Source organism: Kitasatospora sp. NPDC022785, assembly GCF_055561295.1.
In genome coordinates this window covers 19,996-35,331 of record NZ_JBVHHB010000033.1, presented here as the reverse complement: position 1 = coordinate 35,331, position 15,336 = coordinate 19,996, and the positions used below count along the sequence as shown (strand labels likewise).

Genomic DNA, 15,336 nt, shown 5'->3' with positions numbered 1-15,336 from the left:
AATGAGTGCGAGTCCGGACGTGAGTGCCCTGCCCTCCCCCGCCGAGCCGACCTTCCGCCCGCTCACGGACGCCGACCTCCCGGCGGTACTCGACCTGCTGACCGCCTCACTGGCCGGCGGCCCGACCGGCACCCGCACCGCCGAGTTCTTCATCTGGAAGCACCGGCAGAACCCCTTCGGCGCCAGCCCCGGCCTGCTCGCCGAGACCCCGGACGGGCGCCTCGCCGGCGTCCGGCTCTTCCTGCGCTGGCAGTGGCACGAGGGCGCCACCGGTCGTACGATCGCCGCCGTCCGGCCGGTGGACACCGCCACCCACCCGGACTTCCAGGGCCGCGGCATCTTCCGCCGGCTCACCCTGGACCTGCTCGAACAGGTCTCCGGTGAGACGGAGTTGGTGTTCAACACTCCGAACGGCAAGAGCCTGCCCGGCTACCGGACGATGGGCTGGCAGGAGCTCGGCGCGGTCCCGGTGGCGCTGCGGGCCGTGCGCCCGGCGGCGTTCGCCCGCGGCGTGCGCGCCGCACTGGACCGCCGTCCGGCCGGGCCGGCGGCGCCGGTCGCCTGCCAACTCCCCACCGCCGTGGACTGGTTCGACGCCCAGCCGGCCGACGGCCCGCTGGCCGAGCTGCTGCGCGAGCGGGCCGCGGCCGACGCGGCCGACCCCCGCCTGGCCGTGCGCCGCACCCCGGAGTTCCTGCACTGGCGCTACGGGCGGGCCCCGGGCCTGGACTACCGCGTCCTCACCGCCCACCGCGGCGGCGAACTGACCGGCCTCGCCCTCGGCCGGCCCCGCCGGCGCGGCCCGCTGGCCGAGTTCACCCTCGCCGACGTCCTGGTCCGCCCCGGCGACCGGGACAGCGCCGCCCGGCTGCTGCGCGCCGCCGCCCACGAGTCCGGCTGCGACCACGTCGCCACCCACCTCTCCCCCGGCACCGAGGCGGCCGCCGCCGCACTGCGCACCGGCTACCTGCGCGCACCGCGCACCGGCATGCGGCTGGCCGCCCGCACCCCGGCCGGCCGCACCGAACTGACCGTGGCCGACTGGCGGTTCACCCTCGGTGACCTGGAGGTCTTCTGATGCCCTGGCCGGCCCCGGCGGCCCGGGCCGCGCTGCACCCCGCCCGGGCCGCACTGACCCGCGTGCCCTGGCCCTCCACCGTCGCGGCCGCGCTGGTGACCGGCTACGTCACACTCTTCGTGCTCGCCCTGGTGCACACCTCGTACGACACGTGGGGCGCACTGCTGATCCTCCCGGCGCTGATGGCGGTCGGTACCCCGATCCTCGCCCGGATCGCCGCCGCCAACCCCGAGCGGGACGTGTTCCGCCTGCTGCTGCTGGCCATGACGGCCAAGCTGCTCTGCGCCTTCCCCCGCTACCTGATGGCGTTCGTGCTGTACGGCGGCGCGGCCGACGCCAAGATGTACCACCAGAAGGGCACCGAGCTCGCCGCCTACCTCGACCAGGCCGACCTGTTCGCCGGCGTCCACTACGACCTCGGGATGAAGGTCGCCGGGACCGGCTTCGTCATCATCGTCACCGGCGTCGTCTACGCGATCACCGGGCCGTCGCTGATCGGCGGGTTCCTCGTCTTCTCCTGGCTGGGGTTCTGGGGCCTGCTGCTGTTCTGGCGGGCGTTGCAGATCGCGTTCCCCGAGGCGGACACCCGAAAGTACGCCAAGCTGGTCTTCTTCCTGCCCTCGCTGCTGTTCTGGCCGTCCAGCATCGGCAAGGACGCCTGGATGATGTTCTGCCTGGGCCTGACCACCTACGGCACCGCCCGGCTGCTGGACCGCCGCTTCGGCGCCTTCGCCTGCATCGCGCTCGGCTCGCTCGGCACCGCGATGGTCCGCCCGCACGTCACCGCGCTCGCCGGGGCCGGACTGATGGTCGCGTACGTGCTGCGCAAGCGCCCGCAGCAGGCGAGCGCGCTCGGGCCGCTGCGGACCATCCTGACCGCGGTGGTGCTGGGCGCGATGGCGGTACTGATGCTCCAGCAGGTCTCCACCTTCTTCGGCACCGACGGCACCGGCGGCGACGCCGTCAACCAGGTGCTCTCGGAGACCTCGCGGCGCACCAGCCAGGGCAACTCCATGATCAGCGCGACCGCGCCCGAGGACACCGCGCCCAGGATCAGCCTCAATCCGGCGGGGCTGCCGGTCGCCGTGGTCAGCGTGCTCTTCCGGCCGTTCCCGTTCGAGGCGTCCAACATCCAGAACCTGATCCAGTCGGTGGAGTGCTTCGCGCTGCTGGTGATGTTCATCCGCAGCTGGCCGCGGCTGAGCCGCCTGCCCCGGCTGTTCGTGCAGCGCTCGTACCTCGCCTTCACCGCCGTCTACACGCTGCTGTTCTGCTGGGCCTTCTCGACCATCAACAACATGGGCATCCTGTCGCGCGAGCGCGTCCAGGTGCTGCCGCTGGTGCTGGTGCTGCTGGTCGTGCCGGCGGCCACCACCGCCCGCGGGCCGGCCAAGCGCCGCTCGCCACCGGTCTGGCGGGTCGCGCCGGGGCAGTGGGGTGGGCGGCTGCGGCCGCCCGAGGTCCACGCCGTCGGCCGCGTCGGCGGTCCGGGCCGCCCGGAGGCGGCTGCGTCGTCCGGCTCGCCGCCTCCCTCCCCACCACAGAAGCCCTCGCCCCGGTCAGTGTCACAGTCCTCGACCCTGCCCTCGCCCCGGTCATCGTCCGGGCCACCGTCGGCGGGCAGGCTCCCGTTCCCGCGCAACTCCGAGTCCCAGTCACCGTTCCAGGGGGGATCCACCGCGCCATGACCACCGACACCCTTGCCCTGCCCGCCGCCCTCGGCGGCACGCCCGCGTTCCCGGACGGACTCCCGCTCACCCGCGTGCGGGTCCCCGACCGCGCCGCGCTGCTGGAGCGGCTCGGCACCGTCCTCGACAGCGGGCAGCTGACCAACGGCCGCACCGTCGCCGAACTGGAGGAGACCGCCGCCAAGCTGCTGGACGTGCCGCACGTGGTGGCCGTCTCCAACTGCACCGCCGGCCTGATGCTGGTGCTCCAGGCCGCCGGGGTCGGGGGCGGGCGCCCGGTGGTGATGCCCGGCTTCACCTTCTCCGCCACCGCGCACGCCGCCCACTGGGCCGGCGGCACCCCGGTGTTCGCCGAGGCCCGCGAGCAGGACATCACCCTCGACCCCGAGGACGCGGCCGCCCGGCTCGCCGCCGCCGACCGCCCGGCCGCGCTGATGGCCACCCACGTCTACGGCACGCCCTGCCAGGTCGAGCGGCTCCAGGAGGCCGCCGACGCGGCCGGCGTGCCGCTGGTCTACGACTCGGCCCACGGCTTCGGCAGCCGCCGCAAGGGCGTGCCGGTCGGCAACTTCGGCTACGCCGAGGTGTTCTCGATGAGCCCGACCAAGGTCGCGGTGGCCGGCGAGGGCGGCCTGGTCGCCACCCGGGACGCCGGCCTCGCCGGCCGGCTGCGAACCGCCCGCGACTACGGCAACCCCGGCGACTACGACACGCTCTTCCCCGGCCTGAATGCCCGGATGAGCGAACTGCACGCCGCCGTCGGCCTCAACTGGCTGGCCGGGCTGCCCGAACGGGTGGCCCATCGAGGCACTCTTGTGGCCGAGTTCGCCGCGGAGACTTCCGGCCTGCCGGGGCTGCGGCTGGCCCTGCCGGAGGAGGGCGACGTCTCCACCTTCAAGGACCTCACGCTGATCCTGGACGCCGCCGCCTTCGGGCTCACCGCGTCACGACTCGCCGACGCCCTGAGGGCCGAGGGCATCGACTCGCGCCGCTACTTCCACCCGCCGGTGCAGCGCCAGCGCGCCTACGCCCACCTCGGCCAGGCCGAGGCCCTGCCGGTGACCGACCGGCTGGCCTCCGCGGTGCTCACCGTGCCGCTCTGGTCGCACATGGACGCACCCGTCGTCCGCCGGATCGCCGCGGCGGTGGCCCGGATCCAGCCGTACGCGGAGCGCCTGCGCACCGCCTGACCGGCCGCCCGCCGGTTAGGCGGATCGGGTGAAACACGGTTGGACCGCGGGCACCCCCGGTCGGCAGGATGTCCGGCCGGGGCCCGCGGTCCCATCTCACCCTCCCCCGTACGGATTTGGAGTCACCCGGTGCTCAAGGGATTCCGCAGCTTCCTGCTGCGCGGAAACGTCGTCGACCTCGCGGTCGGCATCGTCATCGGCGCGGCCTTCACCGCCGTCGTCACCGGGTTCGTCACGGCCTTCCTCACCCCGCTCATCGGCGTCGCCACCGGCGCCGTCGGCGACTTCACCCAGAAGACCTTCGCGGTGGCCGGCACCGCCTTCCCGTACGGCGTGTTCGTGAACGCGCTGATCAGCTTCGTGCTGGTGGCCGCGGTGATCTACTTCATCGTGGTGGTGCCGGTCGGCAAGCTCCAGGCGAGGCTGGACGGCGCCAAGCCGGCACCGGTCGCCAAGGCGGACTGCCCGGAGTGCCTGAGCCCGATCCCGGCGGCGGCGGTGCGCTGCTCGTTCTGCACCTCCGAGGTGGCCGGCCGGCCGGGCTTCCCCGCCCAGGCGTCCCACCCGCAGCCGGCCCAGGCCCGCTGACGCCCGGGCCCCCGGCACACACGCCCACGCCCCGCACACGACGGCCCGCACACCAGGGCCCACACATCCACGACACACCGGCCCGCGGCCGCGCAGGCTCGCTGACCTCGGGCTTCGCGCCCCTGACCAGCCCTCACGGGAAATTTATTCCCGAAACATTCACGAGCCCCTGTCGGCCCCCCGGCAGGGGCTCGAATGCGCCAGCGCACGCCCCGCCCGCAAAAGTTTCTTCGCCGGGACCGGAACCGTCCACTGCCCCGTCACCGCACCGGCCTTCGCGGGCCCCGTCCGGGCTCCGTTCGAGGCCGCACCCCGGCCCGAACCTGGCCTGAACTCGCTGCCGGAATGTCCGTTCTTACTACTTTCGAAACCTTTGTGCGAGCGAAGACTGTGTAAACACTCGAACTGCTCGGCCTCCCACTCTCCTCAGCAGGCGCATTGTGGGCTTACCGTATGCCCCATGACCTCGCCCCGCTCCTACGACGGAGTCGGCTACCCCTCTCCGTCCTTCTCCTCCGGCACGCCCATCTACGACTCCCTCGTCGCAGAGCGCGGTGTCCCGCAGATCGCGCCCATCAACGTGCCGGCCGCCCTGCCGCCGGCACTGTCGTCCGGTTACGGATCCGGCCTCGGCCCGTCCTACGACAACCGGTACGGCGGTGGGTACGACACCCCCGGCAGCAACCTCCCCGCGCTGCCGCCCGCCCGCCTCGCCCTGGGCCCCGGCCCGAGCAGCGGTCCCTCCGCCGGCCCCGCCACGGCGTACATCCCGGCCCAGCCCGCACCGGCGTACGCCTCCGCGCCCCAGCCGCCCGTCCCCGGTTACGGAGGCCCGCAGCCGTACCTGTCCGGCCAGCGTCCGCAGGCTCCCGCCCCCGGCTTCTCGCAGGCCACCGGCGGCGGCTACCAGCCGTCCGGCGGCCAGAGCTTCGGCGGGCAGAACACCTTCGTCGGCGCCGGCCAGGGCGGCCCGCAGTCCTTCGGCGCGCAGCCGATGGGCGGCCCGGGCTCCTTCGGCGGCCAGCCGCAGCCCGCCGGCCAGCCGAACGGCGGCCCGCAGAGCTTCGGCGGCCAGCAGTCGTTCGGCGGCCAGCAGTCCTTCGCCGGCGCCGGCCCGGCCGGCGGCCCCGGCTTCCAGGGCCAGGGCGGCGACCAGGGCTTCGGCGGCGCCCAGCTGCGCCCGGCCGTCTCCCCGGTCGCGCCGGTCCGCCCGATGCAGCCGCAGCGCCCGGGCGCGTACGGCGAGCCGGGCCAGTTCCAGCAGGGCTACCAGCCGCAGGGCCAGGGCTACTGACGCCCTTGGGCCGGCCCCACCCGGCCCGAACCCGCACCACCTGAGCACCACCCGGCGCCACCGCGCGCCGGGCGTACGGAGAAACGGGTCATCCACGGACCGCCCGGACCGCCCCCCACGGCGTCCGGGCGGTCCGTGCGCGTACGGGGTGCCGCAGCCCCGGCCACCGGGGGTGCCGGCGGTCCGGCGGGTGCTGGCAGGATGGGGGGATGCTGCTCACCGGACTCCACGTCTACCCCGTCAAGTCGATGTACCGCCTGAGCCCCGCGAGCGCCCGGGTCGAACCGTGGGGCCTGGTCGGCGACCGCCGCTGGATGCTGGCCGACGCCACCGGACGCTTCGTCAGCCAGCGCGAGAACGCCGCCCTCGGCCAGATCCGCGCCGAGCTCTCCGAGGACGGCACGCTCACCCTCACCGCCCCCGGCGGCTCCCGGATCGACGTCCCGGCTCCGGCCGTCGCGGACGGCGACCCGCTCGCCGAGGTCGAGGTCTGGGGCACCCGGTTCCGCGCCGCCGAGGCGGTCAAGGAGGCCCACCTGTGGATCGCCGAGCACCTCGGCGACTACCGCCTGGTGCACCTGGACGACCCTCGGGCCCGCCCGGTCGACCCGCAGTTCTCCGCGCCCGGCGACACCGTCTCGATGGCCGACGGCTTCCCGCTGCTGCTCGTCACCACCGCCTCGCTGGAGAAGCTCAACGCGCTGATCGGCGAGGAGCACCCGGAGGGCCACGAGACCCTGCCGATGGAGCGCTTCCGCCCGAACGTGGTGGTCGGCGGCGCCGAGCCGTGGGCCGAGGACGGCTGGCGCCGGATCCGGATCGGCGGGCTGACCTTCAAGGTGGCCAAGCCGTGCGGCCGGTGCGTGGTCACCACCACCGACCAGGAGAGCGGCGAGCGGCGCGGCCCCGAGCCGCTGCGCACCCTGGCCCGGCACCACAAGCTGCTCAAGAAGGCGGCGTTCGGGCAGAACCTGATCCCCGAGCGCCCGGCCGGCACCGACGGCGACGTGCTCGGCACGCTCCGGGTCGGTGACGAGGTCGAGGTGCTGGAGGACGGCGCCCACTGGCCGGCGAACGAGCCGGTCTGAGCCTCCCGGCCGCCTCCTTCGTTCCCGTCCCGTCCGGAACCGGAACTGTGCGCGCTCGTTGAAGCATGTGGTGAAGACGAAACGGCCCCCGGCACCTCTCTGCGCCGGGCGGCCGGACCACCCGCGCGGGCGCGCTACGGTGGGCGGGCGGCCCGCGCACCCACGCGCACACGGCCCGTTGATCGCCGGCTCGACGAAGGTGGGGACGACAGACCGTCATGGCTGAGCACAGGGTCCGGGTCACCCAGGACAGCGCATCCCGCTGGCGGCGCCGCGCCGGCGAGTACGACACGCTCGCGGAGGCCCTCGCGGCCGCCGAGCCGGGCGACACGGTGAGCGTCCGGCCCGGCACCTTCCGGGAGAACCTGGTGCTGGACAAGGCGGTCACCGTCGTCCCCGCGCAGGGCCCCGGCACGGTCCGGATCGACCCGCCGGGTGGCGTACCCCTGACCGTCACCGCCGCCGCCATCGTCCGTGACCTGGTGATCGAGGGCAGCGACAGCTCCGTCCCGGCCGTGCTGGTCACCGGCCCGGAGGCGACTCCCTCGCTCAGCGGCTGCCGGGTGGAGACCCGCTCGGCCACCGGCATCGAGGTCACCGGCGGCGCCCGGCCCACCCTGCGCGGCTGCGTGGTCACCAACCCGGCCGGTCTCGGCCTGCGGCTGCGCGGCGAGGGGACCGCGGCCGCCTTCGAGGACTGCGAGGTCGCCGCCGCCGGGCAGGCCGGACTGGCCGTCCTCGACGGCGCCACCGCCGCACTCGAACGCTGCCGGATCCACCACGCGGGCGGCGCCGGCGTGCTCCTGGCCGACCCGGGCAGCGCCGCCGAGCTGACCGGCTGCGAGATCTACGAGATCCGGGGCAGTGGGGTGCAGGCCGAGGCGCAGGCCGGCGGGCGGCTGGTCGACTGCGAGATCCACCGGGTCACCGGCAACGGCGTGACCCTGGACAGCGAGGCCGAGTTGGTGCTGACCGGCTGCCGGGTGCACGACCTTCCGGAGAACGGCGCCGACCTGCGCGGCCGGGCCCGGCTCAGCCTGGTCAACAGCACCGTGCGGGACTTCGGGCGCGGCGCGCTCTCGGTCTGGGACCAGGGCACCGAGGCCACCGCCGAGTCCAGCGAGATCCACGGATCGTCGGGCGAGTACCCGGCGCTCTGGGTCAGCGACGGCGCCCGGCTCACCCTCACCGACTGCTCGCTGCACGACCTGCCGGACGCACTGTTCGTCCTGGACCGCGACTCCACCGCCACCGCCGAGGGCTGCTCGTTCAGCCGGATCCGCAGCTCCGCGGTCTCGGTCAGCGGCGGCGCCGGGGTGACGCTCACCCGCTGCCGGGTCCAGGAGGCCGGCACCGGGCTCTGGTTCCGCGACCACGGCAGCGGCGGGCTGCTCACCGACTGCGAGATCTCCGACGTGGCCACCGGCGTCATCGTCACCAAGGGCGCCGACCCGGTGGTGCGCGACTGCACCGTCCGGGCCAGCTCGGACGCCGGTGTGTACGTCTCGGCACAGGGCCGCGGCACCTTCGAGGACTGCCGGGTCTCGCACGGCAAGGGCTTCGGCTTCCACATCATCGACGGCTGCCGCACCGTCCTGACCCGCTGCCGGGCGGAGCAGAACGAGCGGGCCGGCTTCGAGTTCTCCGAGCCCGGGCCGGTGGTGGAGGCCTGCACCTCGGACGACGTCGCGCCGGCCGCGCCCGGGCCTGAGCTGCCCGCCCCGCGGACCGCCCAACTCGCGGCACCGGCGCCTCCGTTGACCGCACGGGTGGCTCCCGCCCCGGCGTCGGCACCGGTATCGGCGGCGATCGGGCCGATTCCGGACTGCCGGCCCGCCGACGAAGCGCTCGCCGAACTCGACGCGCTGGTGGGCCTGGCCACGGTCAAGCAGGAGGTGCGGACGCTGATCGACCTGATCTCGGTCGGCCGGCGCCGCCGGCAGGCCGGGCTCAAGGCCCCCTCGCTCCGCCGCCATCTGGTCTTCACCGGCGCCCCCGGCACCGGCAAGACCACGGTGGCCCGGCTCTACGGCGAAATCCTCGCCTCACTCGGGGTGTTGCAGCGCGGCCACCTGGTCGAGGTGGCCCGCGTCGACCTGGTCGGCGAGCACATCGGCTCCACCGCGATCCGCACCGCCGCCGCCTTCGACCGGGCCCGCGGCGGGGTGCTCTTCATCGACGAGGCGTACGCGCTGGCCCCCGAGGACGGCGCCCGCGACTTCGGCCGCGAGGCGATCGACACCCTGGTCAAGCTCATGGAGGACCACCGGGACGAGGTGGTCGTCATCGTGGCCGGCTACACCGCCGAGATGGAACGCTTCCTCTCCGCCAACCCCGGTGTATCGTCCCGGTTCTCACGGACCATCACCTTCTCCGACTACAGCGCGGACGAGCTGCTGGAGATCGCCCGCGCCCAGTGCGCCGAGCACGAGTACGCGCTGGCCGAGGCCACCGAGGGCGCGCTGCTCGACCACTTCGCCGGCCTGGAGCGCGGCCCCAACTTCGGCAACGGGCGCACGGCCCGGCAGGTCTTCGAGACGATGGTCGAGCGGCACGCGATGCGGGTCGCCCACCTGGAGGACCCGTCCACCGAGGAGCTCCAACTGCTCGTCCCCGCCGACCTCCCGGGCGCCCGGCTCCCCTGACCGCCTGCCCCCGAGCGGCCGCCCCGAGCGACTGCCCTGACCGGCTCGGCGTGGCACCGTCCGGCTCGGCGTGGCACCGTCCGGCGAGGAACTCCCCTCCACCCGCCGGGCGTTGAACCGGCATGAGCATGCTTCTCACCGGCGCGGCGGGCGGACTGCTGCTGCCGGCCGCCCTGGTCGTGGTGTTCTTCCTCGGCGCGGTCGCCCGCCGGCTGCTCGCCCGGCCGGGGGCGGACGGCGCGCTTCCGGGATCGCGCACGGGATCGCGCGCGGGTGGGGGCGGAGCGGGAGCGACCGCCACCGAGGAGCTGCACGCGCTGCTCTACCCGAGCAAGCGTGTGTAGCTGGAGCAGCGGCGGATCGAGCTGGTGCTGCGGGACGACGAGCACGACGGCGCGCCGAAGCGGACCGGCGTCGACCTCACGGGCGGCAGGGCGGTGCTCCGCCGCACGGGCAGGCAGGGCACCTGACCTGCGGAGCGGCAGCCGACAAGCGGCAGAGGACGACATCCGCCACCTGTTCTCTGCCCACAGCGCCTCTGTCGCGGCGTCCCGTCACCCCCGACGGGCCGCACCACCCAGCATCCGCTCCACCAGCAGCGCCAGCCGCTGCTCCGCGAAGTCCGGGCGCAGCCGGCCGCTCCGGGTGAGGGTGACGAGGCCGTGGAGGGCCGCCCAGACCATCTCGGCGAAGGGCTCCGGATCCTCGGCGCCGGCCACCTCGGCGATCGGCCCGACGAGCGCGGCGAAGGCCTCTTCCAGCGGGGCGGGCGAGTCCGGCTTCCCGAACGGCAGGTCCGTCGCGAGGGTGAACATCGCGTCGTAGAGCGCCGGATTGGCAGCCGCGAACGTGAGGTAGGTGCCGGCCACGGCGCCGAAGGCCTCGGCCGGCCCGTCGGCCTTCCGTACGGCGGCCCGCAGGTCGGCGGCCAGCGCGGAGAAGCCCTCCAGCGCGACGGCCGCCACGATCGCGTCCTTGTTGGCGAAGTGGCTGTAGAGCACGGGCTGGCTGTACTCGATCCGCTCGGCGAGCCGACGGGTCGTCACCGCCTCCCAGTCCTCGCCCTCGGCCAGTTCGCGGGCGGTTCGGATGATCAGCTGCTGCCGCTCGGCGCGTTCGCGCTCGCGGCGCTCCCGGATTGACATAGGACGAATCCTAGCGGCGCTAGACAAGGGAGCGTCGATAGAGCTAGCCTCGATTCAGTTCCTAGCGGCGCTAGCAAGCAGTGCGGCGCAGGCTTCCGGTTCACATCAAGGGGGATCCACCATGTCCGGCACCACCACCGTCGCCCCGGCCGCCACCATCGCGGCCTCCACCGGCACCCGCCCCGTGCGCACTACCCGCACCGCCCGCACCGCCCGCGAGAGTACCGCCACCGTCCTGGCCGTCCTGCTCGCCCTCGGCATCGGATACGTCGGCGTCAGCTACCTGTTCGCCCCCGAGACCACCGTCACCGGCTTCGGCCTGCCCGAGTGGCCGCACGGCGGGGCCGCCGCGTTCTTCGACGTCAAGGGCATCCGCGACCTCGCCTCGGGCATCGCCGTCCTGGCCCTGCTCGCCACCGGCCACCGCCGCGCCCTGGGCATGCTCCTGCTGGTCGACGCGCTCGTCCCGCTGGACGACGCGCTGAACGTGCTGAGCCACCACGGCTCGGCGGCCGCCGCCTACGGCATCCACGGCGCCACGGCCGTCCTCGTCGCGCTGACCGGCGCCCTGTTCCTCACCGAGCGCCGGCCCGGCGCCTGACCCGAGCGGGCCGTGGCCGGCGTCAGCCCGACCAGGAGCCGCCGGCCAGGAAGGACTCCAGGCCGGCCCGGTACGGCGCGATGTCGATCCGCTCGCCGGCCAGCCAGTCGTCCGAGTAGTACTTGTCGAGGTAGCGGTCACCCGGGTCGCAGATCAGGGTGACCACGCTGCCGCGCTCCCCCGCCGCCCGCATCTGCGCGACGATCTTCAGCGCTCCCCACAGGCCCGTCCCGGTGGAGGCGCCGGCCTTCTTGCCGAGCACGTCCTCCAGCACCCGCACGGCGGCGATCGACGCGGCGTCCGGGACCTTCATCATCCGGTCGATCGCCCCGGGCACGAAGCTCGGCTCCATCCGGGGCCGGCCGATCCCCTCGATCCGGGAGCCGCTGTCACAGAGCGCCTCCGGGTCGTGCTGGACCCAGCCGTCGAAGAAACAGGAGTTCTCCGGGTCGGCGACACAGATCCGGGTGTCGTACTGCATGTAGTGGACGAACCGGGCGATGGTCGCCGAGGTGCCGCCCGTCCCGGCCGTGGCGACGATCCAGGCCGGTTCGGGGTGCGGCTCCAGGCGCAGCTGGGCGAAGACCGACTCGGCGATGTTGTTGTTGCCGCGCCAGTCGGTGGCCCGCTCCGCGTAGGTGAACTGGTCCATGTAGTGGCCGCCGGTCTCCTCGGCGAGCCGGGCGGACGCCTCGTACACCTCGTCCGAACGCTCCACCAGGTGGCACTCGCCGCCGTGGAACTGGATCAGGTCGATCTTGGCCTGGCTGGTGGACTTGGCCATCACCGCGACGAACGGCACGCCGATGAGCTGCGCGAAGTACGCCTCGGAGACGGCGGTGGAGCCGCTGGAGGCCTCGATCACCGGCTTGCCGGGGCGGATCCAGCCGTTGCAGAGCCCGTACAGGAAGAGCGAACGGGCCAGCCGGTGCTTGAGCGAGCCGGTGGGGTGGGTGGACTCGTCCTTGAGGTAGAGGTCGATGCCCCAGTCGGCGGGGAGCGGGAAGCGCAGCAGGTGGGTGTCGGCGGAGCGGTTGGCGTCGGCGTGGACCTTGCGCACCGCCTCCTTGAGCCAGCTGCGGTAGGCCGCGTCGGAGCGGTCGACGTCGTCGGTCCGCGCGGTGCTCGTCCGCTCGGCGCTCAGCTGGCTTCCCATGGTTGCTCTCCTCGCTCGACCCCCCGAATTGCTCACTACGAGTGTACGAGAGTCACGATAAGTAACCGTTTCCGTAGCCCCAGCTTCCGCTTATCGCCCTGCCGGTCCTCGCCCCGCCGCCCAGGCCACCGAACCGCGGAACCGTCGAACCGCGGAGCCGCCAAGTGGCCACACCACACCACGCCCCGGTCGCCTCCGTGGATGGACGCGGGCTACACCCCCGCCGCCACCGACTGCGGGTCCGCCAGGTACGGCCGCCAGGCGAGCTCCGCCGCACCGGCCAGCGCGCCGTGCGCCAGCTCCGCGCCGACGATCGGCACCCGGCCGCTGCGCCCCCAGAGGCAGCGCTCGGCGACCACCGCGCGCAGCCGCTCGGGGGCGGCCTCCAGCAGGTCGAGGTGGAGCCCGCTGAGCACCACCCGGTCGGGGTTGAGGATGTTGGCGACGCCGGCCAGCCCGAGGCCGAGCCGGTCGATGACGTGCTCGACGGCGGCCCGGGCGCGCTCGTCGGTGGCGGCGGCACGGCAGAGTTCGCGGGCCTGGTCGAGCAGCGGCCGGTCCTGGTCGGGGGTGAGCCCGGCGGCGGCGAACAGGGCGTCCGGGTCGGTCTCGGAGTTGAGGCAGCCCCGGTTGCCGCACTGGCAGGGTCGGCCCTGCGGGTCGACGGTCAGGTGGCCGACCTCCAGCGCGAGCCCGGCGCTGCCGGTGTGCAGCCGGCCGTCGATGACCAGTGCGCCGCCGACGCCGCGGTGGCCGGAGGTGACCAGCAGCAGGTGGCGGGCGCCGCGGCCGGCGCCGTGCCGGTACTCGGCGAGCGCGCCCAGGTTGGCGTCGTTGGCGATGGCCGTGGGCAGCGGGTCGAGCGCGCGCGGACCGTTGTCGGCGCGGCCGACCTCGACGTCGTACAGGTCGGCGACGGGCGTGCCGCTGGGCCAGGCGAAGTGCAGGGCGGCGAGCGCGGTGCCGTCGGGCTCGGTGACCGGGTTGGGCAGGGCGAGGGCGGCGCCGAGGCAGCGGCGGCTGCTGTTGCGGGCCAGTTCGGCACCGGCCTCGGCGACGGCGCGCAGCATCCGGACGGGGTCGGTGGCGGCGGGCAGCGGCCGGTGGACCGGCGGTTCCAGCAGTCCGCCGAGCCCGGCGAGGGTGACGCTCAGCCCGTCGGCGTGGATCTGCCCGGCGATGACGACCGGACCCTCGGGGTCGATGGCCAGCCGGTGCGAGGGGCGTCCGCGTCCGCCGCCGGCCGGGCGGGAGTCGACGGTGATCAGGCCGAGCGCCTCCAGCTCCGCGGTGACGGCGCCGGCGGTGGCCCGGGTGACGTCCAGCGCACGGGTGAGGGCCGAACGGGTCGGGGTCTGGCCGGTATGGATGAGCGCGAGCGCGGGGCCGAGCAGCGTCCGGCCGCGATCGGGGGCGGCGCGACGGTGGGCTTCGCGCTGCGCGTCGTGGTCGGCCTCAGCGCCGGGCCGCGGTCCTGAGGGCTTCGGACTCGAGGGCTTCGGACTTGAAGGAGTGAGCTGCACGCCCCTATTGTTACTTTGTGCCGCTCCGAAACAAAATCCAAGACCATGCCCGCACCGACCGGCCGTCCCCCAAGTCTCGCAGCACACCCGCCCTCTCCGACACCCCCCGGGGAGCCGACGGCTCCCCACGGGGCGCCACCGGCGGCTCCTGGGGCGCCGCGCGCCTGGCGCTCACCGCCTTCTTCGCCGTCGACGGCTTTCTCTTCGCCGCCTGGGTCGTCCGTATCCCGGACATCCGAAGCCAGGTCAGCGCCTCGCACAGTGCACTCGGGCTCGCCCTGCTCTGCGTCTCGGCCGGCGCCGTCGCCACCATGCCGCTGGTCGGCCGGCTCTGCCTCCGGTACGGCTCCCGGCCGGTCACCGTCGGCTCGCTCGCCCTGCTCAGCCTCGCCGTCCCGCTGCCCGCGCACGCCCACTCGGTGGCGGCACTCGGCGGCGTCCTGCTGCTGTTCGGCGCGGGGTACGGCGGGGCCAACGTCGCCATGAACAGCGCCGCCGTCGACCTGGTGGCGCAGCTGCGACGCCCGGTGATGCCCAGCTTCCACGCCGGGTACAGCCTCGGCGGCCTGCTCGGCGCGGGCGTCGGCGGCCTCCTCGCGACCACCCTCACCACCGCCTGGGCACTCGCCCTGGGCGGCCTGCTCGGGCTCGCCGTCACCGTGGCCGCGGGTGTCGTCCTGCTCCGCGGCCCGGCCGCGCCGGTGATCGCCCCCGGCCGCGCCCCGGCACCGTCGGCCTCCTCCGACGCGCCGGACAACCGCCTGCCGCACGCCCGGCTGCTCGTGCTGCTGCTCGGGCTCACCGCGCTCTGCACCGCCTACGGCGAGGGCGCCATCGCCGACTGGACCACCCTGCACCTCACCGACGACGTGCACGCCGGTGCCGGCACGGCCGCCGCCGGGTACGCCGCCTACGCCTTCGCGATGACCAGCGGGCGGGTCGCCGGCACCTGGCTCTCCATCCGCTTCGGCCAGACCCGGCTGATGCTCTTCGGCGGACTCACCGCCGCGGCCGGCATGCTGCTCGCCGCGCTCGCCCCCTCGGTGCCGCTCGCCCTCACCGGCTTCGTCCTGGTCGGCCTCGGCCTGGCCAACCTCTTCCCGCTCGCCATCGCCCAGGCCGGCGCCACCGGCGGCCCGCAGGGCGTCGCCCTCGCCTCCACCCTCGGCTACGGCGGCATGCTGATCGGCCCACCGGTGATCGGCTTCCTCGCCGACGCCGTGGGCCTGCCGCTCGCCCTCACCACCGTCGCGGTGACCGCCGCGCTGGCCGCCTTCCTCCCCCTCACCGTCCGCACCCGCCGCTGACACAGCGCGCGGCGCCGCTCCCGGCACGGCCGC

14 protein-coding genes are annotated in these 15,336 nt (G+C 74.6%); 11 read left to right on the top strand and 3 right to left on the bottom strand.

Annotated elements, in window-relative coordinates:
- Position 1: 1 nt before the first annotated feature.
- From ACZ3YO_RS35240 to ACZ3YO_RS35200, 9 genes are all read left to right on the top strand, one after another.
- Entirely contained in the window at positions 2 to 1,078 is a 1,077-nt protein-coding gene (locus ACZ3YO_RS35240) for a GNAT family N-acetyltransferase (protein ID WP_465577720.1), read from the top strand.
- Positions 1,078 to 2,766 carry a hypothetical protein gene (locus ACZ3YO_RS35235; RefSeq protein ID WP_465577718.1) on the top strand — a complete coding sequence of 563 codons (1,689 nt, stop codon included), beginning with the start codon at positions 1,078 to 1,080 and terminating at the stop codon, positions 2,764 to 2,766. The genes ACZ3YO_RS35240 and ACZ3YO_RS35235 overlap by 1 nt, the downstream gene beginning before the upstream one ends.
- Positions 2,763 to 3,956, top strand: coding sequence for a DegT/DnrJ/EryC1/StrS family aminotransferase (locus ACZ3YO_RS35230; protein ID WP_465577716.1), 1,194 nt, complete (start codon positions 2,763 to 2,765; stop codon positions 3,954 to 3,956). Before ACZ3YO_RS35235 ends, ACZ3YO_RS35230 begins: the two co-directional genes overlap by 4 nt.
- Before the next feature lie 129 nt (positions 3,957 to 4,085).
- Positions 4,086 to 4,544: a large conductance mechanosensitive channel protein MscL gene (gene mscL, locus ACZ3YO_RS35225; RefSeq protein WP_465577714.1), complete on the top strand. Its 459-nt coding sequence runs from the start codon at positions 4,086 to 4,088 to the stop codon at positions 4,542 to 4,544.
- Between the two features lie 460 nt (positions 4,545 to 5,004).
- The gene (locus ACZ3YO_RS35220) at positions 5,005 to 5,838 is read left to right on the top strand and encodes a DUF6643 family protein (RefSeq protein ID WP_465577712.1); all 834 of its coding nucleotides are present in this window, start codon (positions 5,005 to 5,007) and stop codon (positions 5,836 to 5,838) included.
- Between the two features lie 209 nt (positions 5,839 to 6,047).
- On the top strand, positions 6,048 to 6,926 hold the full coding sequence (locus ACZ3YO_RS35215) for an MOSC domain-containing protein (RefSeq protein WP_465577710.1): 879 nt from the start codon (positions 6,048 to 6,050) through the stop codon (positions 6,924 to 6,926).
- A gap of 218 nt (positions 6,927 to 7,144) precedes the next feature.
- Positions 7,145 to 9,571 (top strand): right-handed parallel beta-helix repeat-containing protein, encoded by a 2,427-nt coding sequence (locus tag ACZ3YO_RS35210; RefSeq protein ID WP_465577708.1) that lies wholly within the window; start codon positions 7,145 to 7,147, stop codon positions 9,569 to 9,571.
- A gap of 122 nt (positions 9,572 to 9,693) precedes the next feature.
- Positions 9,694 to 9,915, top strand: a complete 222-nt coding sequence (locus ACZ3YO_RS35205; RefSeq protein ID WP_465577706.1) for a hypothetical protein — start codon at positions 9,694 to 9,696, stop codon at positions 9,913 to 9,915.
- Positions 9,916 to 10,041, top strand: a complete 126-nt coding sequence (locus tag ACZ3YO_RS35200; RefSeq protein WP_465577817.1) for a DUF6191 domain-containing protein — start codon at positions 9,916 to 9,918, stop codon at positions 10,039 to 10,041.
- A gap of 84 nt (positions 10,042 to 10,125) precedes the next feature.
- Here the strand turns inward: ACZ3YO_RS35200 and ACZ3YO_RS35195 are convergent, their stop codons facing one another.
- Entirely contained in the window at positions 10,126 to 10,716 is a 591-nt protein-coding gene (locus ACZ3YO_RS35195; protein ID WP_465577704.1) for a TetR/AcrR family transcriptional regulator, read from the bottom strand.
- Between the two features lie 121 nt (positions 10,717 to 10,837).
- Between ACZ3YO_RS35195 and ACZ3YO_RS35190 the strand changes: the two genes are divergently transcribed.
- On the top strand, positions 10,838 to 11,317 hold the full coding sequence (locus ACZ3YO_RS35190) for a DUF4267 domain-containing protein (protein WP_465577702.1): 480 nt from the start codon (positions 10,838 to 10,840) through the stop codon (positions 11,315 to 11,317).
- A gap of 22 nt (positions 11,318 to 11,339) precedes the next feature.
- Here the strand turns inward: ACZ3YO_RS35190 and ACZ3YO_RS35185 are convergent, their stop codons facing one another.
- Together ACZ3YO_RS35185 and ACZ3YO_RS35180 are read right to left on the bottom strand one after the other, a co-directional pair.
- A complete protein-coding gene (locus ACZ3YO_RS35185) occupies positions 11,340 to 12,473 on the bottom strand; it encodes a PLP-dependent cysteine synthase family protein (protein ID WP_465577700.1) in 1,134 nt (377 codons plus the stop codon).
- Between the two features lie 212 nt (positions 12,474 to 12,685).
- Positions 12,686 to 13,867: an ROK family protein gene (locus ACZ3YO_RS35180; protein ID WP_465577815.1), complete on the bottom strand. Its 1,182-nt coding sequence runs from the start codon at positions 13,865 to 13,867 to the stop codon at positions 12,686 to 12,688.
- A gap of 146 nt (positions 13,868 to 14,013) precedes the next feature.
- Between ACZ3YO_RS35180 and ACZ3YO_RS35175 the strand changes: the two genes are divergently transcribed.
- Positions 14,014 to 15,303 (top strand): MFS transporter, encoded by a 1,290-nt coding sequence (locus tag ACZ3YO_RS35175; protein WP_465577698.1) that lies wholly within the window; start codon positions 14,014 to 14,016, stop codon positions 15,301 to 15,303.
- Positions 15,304 to 15,336: the final 33 nt, after the last annotated feature.